General features: G+C 46.0%; 6 protein-coding genes and 2 pseudogenes. 4 read left to right on the top strand and 4 right to left on the bottom strand.

Features of this window, described 5'->3' with window-relative positions:
* Positions 1 to 72: 72 nt before the first annotated feature.
* A pseudogene (locus tag ACLJQD_RS03210) lies at positions 73 to 1,130 on the bottom strand (IS3 family transposase); the annotation flags it as partial.
* 431 nt (positions 1,131 to 1,561) lie between these two features.
* Between ACLJQD_RS03210 and ACLJQD_RS03205 the strand changes: the two are divergent.
* Genes ACLJQD_RS03205 through ACLJQD_RS03190 form a run of 4 tightly spaced genes read left to right on the top strand, consistent with a single transcriptional unit; the run spans position 1,562 to position 3,669 of the window.
* A complete protein-coding gene (locus ACLJQD_RS03205) occupies positions 1,562 to 1,789 on the top strand; it encodes a hypothetical protein (protein WP_017442260.1) in 228 nt (75 codons plus the stop codon).
* A 30-nt stretch (positions 1,790 to 1,819) separates the two neighbouring features.
* Positions 1,820 to 2,779, top strand: coding sequence for a reverse transcriptase family protein (locus tag ACLJQD_RS03200; protein WP_017442261.1), 960 nt, complete (start codon positions 1,820 to 1,822; stop codon positions 2,777 to 2,779).
* Positions 2,780 to 2,828: 49 nt separating this feature from the next.
* On the top strand, positions 2,829 to 3,206 hold the full coding sequence (locus tag ACLJQD_RS03195; RefSeq protein ID WP_017442262.1) for a hypothetical protein: 378 nt from the start codon (positions 2,829 to 2,831) through the stop codon (positions 3,204 to 3,206).
* Positions 3,145 to 3,669: a TIR domain-containing protein gene (locus ACLJQD_RS03190; protein WP_371247732.1), complete on the top strand. Its 525-nt coding sequence runs from the start codon at positions 3,145 to 3,147 to the stop codon at positions 3,667 to 3,669. The genes ACLJQD_RS03195 and ACLJQD_RS03190 overlap by 62 nt, the downstream gene beginning before the upstream one ends.
* A 374-nt stretch (positions 3,670 to 4,043) precedes the next feature.
* Here ACLJQD_RS03190 and ACLJQD_RS03185 read toward each other — a convergent pair.
* The 3 genes and pseudogenes from ACLJQD_RS03185 to ACLJQD_RS03175 all read right to left on the bottom strand — a co-directional run.
* Positions 4,044 to 4,266 (bottom strand): annotated as a pseudogene (locus ACLJQD_RS03185) (helix-turn-helix domain-containing protein); the annotation flags it as partial.
* Between the two features lie 27 nt (positions 4,267 to 4,293).
* Positions 4,294 to 4,833, bottom strand: coding sequence for a phase 1 flagellin gene repressor FljA (fljA, locus tag ACLJQD_RS03180; RefSeq protein WP_000388871.1), 540 nt, complete (start codon positions 4,831 to 4,833; stop codon positions 4,294 to 4,296).
* A 67-nt stretch (positions 4,834 to 4,900) separates the two neighbouring features.
* Entirely contained in the window at positions 4,901 to 6,406 is a 1,506-nt protein-coding gene (locus ACLJQD_RS03175; RefSeq protein ID WP_024137368.1) for a FliC/FljB family flagellin, read from the bottom strand.
* Between the last annotated feature and the right edge of the window lie 169 nt (positions 6,407 to 6,575).

Here is a 6,575-nt window from a genome sequence, read left to right as displayed (position 1 = left end):
CCGGAGGAATATCGGCAACACAATCATTTGGCCGGGATCTCAAAAAATGCCTGGAACTAAAACGGGTCTATTTACATAGCCTGTAATCGCATGAGCAGCTTCGCTAAAGTTTGTATAACCAGTCACTGGCACCCACTCGTTTTTCAGACTTCTGAAGAAGCGTTTCATCGGGCTGTTGTCCCAACAGTTTCCTCGTCGGCTCATACTCTGCCTGATCCGGCAACGCCACAGTAACTGCCGGAACTGCCTGCTTGTATAGTGGCTACCCTGGTCACTGTGGAACATCACTTCGGCTGGTTTACCGCGAGCTTCCCACGCCATTCCCAGCGCTTTGATGGTCAGCCTGCTGTCCGGCGAGAATGACATTGCCCAGCCCACCGGTTTCCTTGCGAACAGATCGAGAACAACTGCCAGGTAAGCCCAACGCTTGCCTGTCCAGATATATGTCACATCACCGCACCACACCTGGTTAGGTTCTGTAACTGCGAACTGTCGCTCAAGGCGATTCGGGATAACGATGTGTTCATGACAACCACGTTTATACCGGTGGGTAGGCTGCTGACAACTCACCAGCCCCAGTTCTTTCATGAGCCTGCCGGCAAGCCTGCGTCCCATTCTGAAGCCTCTCATGGTTGCCATAATCGCGATGCTTCTTGCGCCAGCAGAGCCATGGCTGACGTTATGCAGTTCCAGAACCTGACTACGTAACACAGCTCGCCTGCCATCTGGCTTTTCGGGGCTTTTTTCCCAGTATTTATAGCTGCTTCGATGAACCCCGAACACGTGGCAGAGTGTGACCACAGGATACTGCGCTCTGAGTTTCCCGATTAACAAGAACTGTTCAGGGAGTCTGGCATCAAGAGCGCGGTAGCCTTTTTTAATATGTCGTTTTGCATTTCAATGCGTTGTAGCTTTTTCTTCAGCTCACGTATTTCAATTTGTTCCGGGGTTATAGGGGAGGCTTTAGGTATTTTGCCCTGTCGTTCATCCCGCAACTGCTTTACCCATCGCGTCATGGTAGAAAGGCCCACATCCATAGCACTGGCCGCAGCTACAACGGTGTAGTTCTGATCAAGGACCAGTTGAGCGGATTCGCGTTTAAACTCTGCACTGAAATTTCTTTTTTTCATTGAGGCACCTGTAATGTTCTGAGGTGAGCATATCACCTCTGTTCAGGTGGCCAAATTCAGTAAACCACTTCATCCTCTGCTCTATTGCTAACCACATGAATATGATCATAAAATATCCCCGCTAGTACCTAGGAGAGAGCTCCTCGCAAAAGCTTGATGGTCTGCTCGTCAGCCATCGTGGAGGCTTCGGCCTCTATTCTCTCCCCACACGACGCATGCCACACGTTCTCAATGTTCCAACGTTACGATGCTAACGCATCACCAACGCTCTGGTACTTGCTGTAACAGTTGGGATTGCCGGATTGTGGCGAGGGGACGTCACACAGTGACGTCGAATACTGGGGTTAATTGCTGAACATCTCTTATTCCTGTCAGTTCAGGCGAGGCCGGTAACCATAGTGGTGACCGGGAACTGAGAAGGAGATGTAATTATGAGTCGTAAGACACGTAAACGTCGAAAGACAAATACAAGTCGAAAGACACGTAAAAAATACCAGGCTAGTGTTCAGCAAACGTTTTGTGTGAAGGAAAGACTAAAGAAATACTCCAAAGATGCCGGTAAGCTCTTGTTTACCTTAGTTATCAGCGAAGTGATTTCTGCTGTTTTTCATTCTGAAGCTGTTGCCTCCATCTTTGCATCCATCAAGGGATTCCTGTAATGGAGGCTATAATGGATAGGAACAACAACGATGAAAAGCACAAAACGTACCCCTAGTCTTCAAAGTCCCCCAAAGATTTATCCCCTGAATCAATCGCCTCTATTCAAGCTTAAAAATAAAAGAAAATTACTTGAAATCATAGGGCTATCCAAGAAACAAGCAGACAAGCTAATGCTTGACTCAGCGTACAAAGAATTTGTAAATGATGCCGGAAGGACAATACAGGAACCAATTGCTCAGCTCAAAGCGGTTCATAGGAAAATCGGCGTTTTATTGAGCAGAATCGAACTACCTCCATATCTTCACTCTGGTCGGAAGAAGCATTCAACACTTACTAATGTAGAATCACATAAGCTAGCAACTGAACTTCTGAAACTCGACATTCATAAGTTTTTCCCCTCGACTAGGGCTGCAAAGGTCTACAAGGCACTTGTAGAAAAATTTGAGATGTCACCTGATGTATCTTATATCATGACCAATCTCTCAACCTTTGCAGGAAAAGTGCCCACAGGCAGTCCGATAAGCATGGCTATGGCGTTTTGGGCCAATAAAGACATGTTCGACGAGCTTAGCAACCTTGCGGCCTCAAACAGCTTAGTATTTACGGCATATGTTGACGATGTGGCGTTCTCTGGTTCGAAAATCCCAAAAGGATTTGCCGCCCAAGCTAAAAAATGTATTCGTTCCCATGGACTCACCTCTAAAGACAAAAAAGAGCGATTTTATCCGTCATCAGAGGGAAAGCTGCTTACGGGGATAGTCATTCGGGATGGGGAACTTAAGGTACGTTGGGCACATAACGATTCAATCGGAAAAGAATTCGCTACTTTGGCTGAAGCAAAAGACAACGCTACAAAAATAATCCATCTAGAAAAGCTAGCAGGTAAGCTGCATGCAGCCGGTCAGGTTGACTTCAGACAAAAAGATAGAGCTCGTTTTTTTACACAGCAGCTCAAAGCCGCAAAAAAGCGCTCAGAACAAGGTACTTAAAACAGCAAGTAGACTAAAAGTAATTATCGTGCCATACAAGGAAAATGATATGTTGTATCACGTTGTTATTCAAAAGAAACCAGTAAAAACTGGCAAAGATGGTGCTGAAGAAAACAAAACAGATCTCACCAAAGAGCAGCTGGTTGCTCGCTTCATAGAACCTTACGAGCTAGGCAATCCAATTACAGTAAACGGCACGACTATTCAAACATCAGAAATCAACAGATTAACTGTTAAGGCTACTGAAACCAGCATTGAATCTTTTATACCTGCGATAGAAGCAGAAGATCGAAATTCAAGTGTGATTATGTTTGGCGGACCGTCTTACCTAGAACGTGCGATATATCGAGCTCCTGATGTAACTGATGAATTCATCACTGGTCCCGCTGGCAGCAAAAAATCGATCGCATCAAAAAAAAACAAATAAATCAACAACAAACGCAAACTCTGACAAAGTTTTCATTGTTCACGGGCATGATGATGCAGCGAAGATCAAGACTGCTCGTTTTGTAGAACAATTGGATTACAAAGCTATTATTCTGCATGAACAAGCAAGCTCTGGTAGAACCATAATAGAGAAAATCGAGCAGTTTACTGATGTGGGATTTGCTGTTGTGCTATACACGCCGGACGATATAGGCAATGCCAAAGGCAATGCAGACGACCTACAGTTAAGAGCCCGTCAAAACGTTGTTTTCGAACATGGTTTTTTGATAGGTAAGTTAGGAAGAGATCGTGTAGTAGCTTTGGTTGATGGAGCAATAGAACTTCCGAATGATATTAGTGGGGTCGTCTACATAAAAATGGACGAGGCAAACGCATGGCATCTTCAGTTAGCCAAAGAAATGAAACAAGCTGGTTTTAACATTGATATGAACAAGCTTGTGTAACCACTTGAAAATTACTGCCTTAATGTGACATTGACTCCCGCTACATTGCTCAAAGAGTCAGACAGTTAGTATTTGGTGTTGCTCTCAGCCAGCTCCACCAAATAATGATCCGGATACGTCCGGCGAAGTACAGAAAGCCCGCACAGCACAAGCTCTGCGGGCTTTTTTACATCTATTGCCGCCTGGTGAGGATTGCAGAGAACCTTACGGACACTGGAGTCAAATGACGCGGTGGGTAAAGCGGCTGCGCGATGGGTGACAGGGCAAAACGCCAAAAGTCTCACCAATAACTCCCGAAAGAATTGGAATACGAGAGTCAAAGAAAATAGAACACTCACTGAGAGTCCTGCCTGGCTGGGGCAAAGCTCGCAGTCAGACTGTCGAGCATAAAGATAAGCAGTTGCCCGTGAGACGCCAGGATGTTGGGCTACGGTATCCATAGATTTGCGAAGATTCAGCAGACCTTCTTTGCGAAGCTTTAATGATCAATTCTTTTCTGTCAGCTGCTTTAAGCGTCCTGGCCGTAGTGGCACGAGCAGCGGCGAAACTATCTATGCGCTGTCGAATGGTCTCTGTTCCTCCAGGAGCAATATTTTCTCACGGAATTTTTTATTACCGTATGCGTTATTCAGCATAATCCGAAGACGTGATCCTGCTCACCCAGTCAAACATAACTTGCATATGATTGCCATTGGATGTCCTCACACCAACCTGACACGCATTTACGCCTGTCGTTTTGCCAGTCAAAACCTGTCCATACTTCATATAGATTTTGATACCGACTCCCTGTTTATAGCACTTATTGCAAATCGAGAAATAATCTCTTCTTGATGGAGTATATTGCTGAAGATTAAATCCGTCAGCCGGCACCAGCGAAAGATTAAAAGCGTCATTACCTGATAATTCTTCAAGAATTGCCAGAGACTCTAGTTTAACTTCAATGCGCTTATTTCCTTTAGGTTTATCCGAAGCCAGAATCAAATTTTCCTTCGGATTAAACTTCGCAATGTAGCCTGTGATTATCCGGGCATTATTACTCACCAATCGAACAGGGATATCATTAAAACGTAGAAATTGAACTCGACGAGCAAGCATAGAATAATCCCGCGGCCATATTTCAGCCTCTCGCCCGTAGGAAATATCATTTACAGCTATACATTCCATAAAGATATATTCATCTATGCTGAATGAAAAAGCCCCGGATTCACGGGGCTGAATAAAACGAAATAAATTAACGTAACAGAGACAGCACGTTCTGCGGGACCTGGTTAGCCTGCGCCAGAACGGAAGTACCAGCCTGCTGCAGAATCTGCGCGCGAGACATGTTGGAGACTTCAGTCGCATAGTCGGAATCTTCGATACGGCTACGCGCTTCAGACAGGTTGTTTACGGTATTGCCCAGGTTGGTGATAGCGGAGTTGAAACGGTTCTGTACCGCACCCAGGTCAGAGCGCAGCGCATCCACCTGCGCCAGCGCGGCATCAATTTTCTGCAGCGGGTTTTCGGTGGTTTTAGCGGCTGCTTCAGCCAGCTCTGGTTGTGCTTTGAAATCATGACCAGCGGCTTTGCTGGCATTGTAGGTTTTACCGTCTATAGTAACGACTTCGGTTTTACCGTCTACGCCACCCAGTTGGTTAGCCGCTGTTTTGGTAGTGCCGTCAGCAGCAGTATAACTTGTGGTTTTAGCTTTAATTGCTCCTGTCGCTTCATCGTAATCTGCGGCGTAATACTTATCGCCAGCTTTAAGCGCATAACCGCCTTCAATTGTCTTACCATTTTTATCGGTATAAGACATTTTGACCAATGTCGCGGCATTTGCATCCGCAGATGATACGCCCCCATCTTGTAAGGCTTTTTTCGTGGCAGCATCTGCTGCTACAGGAGCATTAACCTGTACCTTAGTAACAGCGGTATCACCTGTAACAGTAGATTTAGTTGGGGTAGCACCGAATGATACAGCCCCTGTAGCACTATCAACGGTAACTTCATATTTGCCATTTTTGGCAGTATCCCCCGCATCGGTATAACCACCTACAGTGGCATAATATTTACCATCCTTAAAGGATACGGTGGCAGTCAATGTATCGCCAGTTACTGTCGGGTTGCCTAATGCAGCTTTAATCTCAGTTGCAGTTGGTGCCGTAAGCGCCTGAGTACCATCACTATAGGTAGAGCTGATAACGTCTGTCGCAGAAACATCATACGCTTTCTGCACGTTCAGTGAATCCAGGCCCAGGGTCTGAGAGTTGATCTGCTTCAGATCGATATCGATAGTTTCACCGTCGTTGGCACCAACCTGGATGGTCAGGGTGTTGTCCTGCGCCAGGACTTTCACGCCGTTGAACTGAGTCTGGCCGGATACACGGTCGATTTCGTTCAGACGCTGGGTGATTTCAGCCTGGATGGAGTCGAGGTCAGACTGGGAGTTGGTGCTGTTAGCAGACTGAACCGCCAGTTCACGCACACGCTGCAGGTTGTTGTTGATTTCGTTCAGCGCGCCTTCAGTGGTCTGCGCAATAGAGATACCGTCGTTAGCGTTACGGGAAGCCTGAGTCAGACCTTTAATGTTCGCGGTAAAACGGTTAGCAATTGCCTGACCTGCCGCATCGTCTTTCGCGCTGTTGATACGCAGACCAGAAGACAGACGCTCGATAGCGGTGCCCAGTGCGGACTGGGATTTGTTCAGGTTATTCTGGGTCAGCAGCGACAGACTGTTAGTGTTGATTACTTGTGCCATAAAATTTTCCTTTTGGAAGGTTTTTGATAACCAATGTTATGCCAGGCTTACCTGTGTCATCCAGGTTATCGACACTTGAGGCATAAACTTTACTATTTTTTCTGTCCGTAATTGCTTACATCTAACATTTTGATTAAAAAGCCTTTCCAGGTGAATACTGTGTCTGGTA

Origin of the sequence: Salmonella sp. SAL04214 (assembly GCF_046550615.1) — a bacterium.
Lineage (GTDB): Bacteria > Pseudomonadota > Gammaproteobacteria > Enterobacterales > Enterobacteriaceae > Salmonella > Salmonella enterica.
This window is presented reverse-complemented; position numbering and strand designations above follow the sequence as displayed.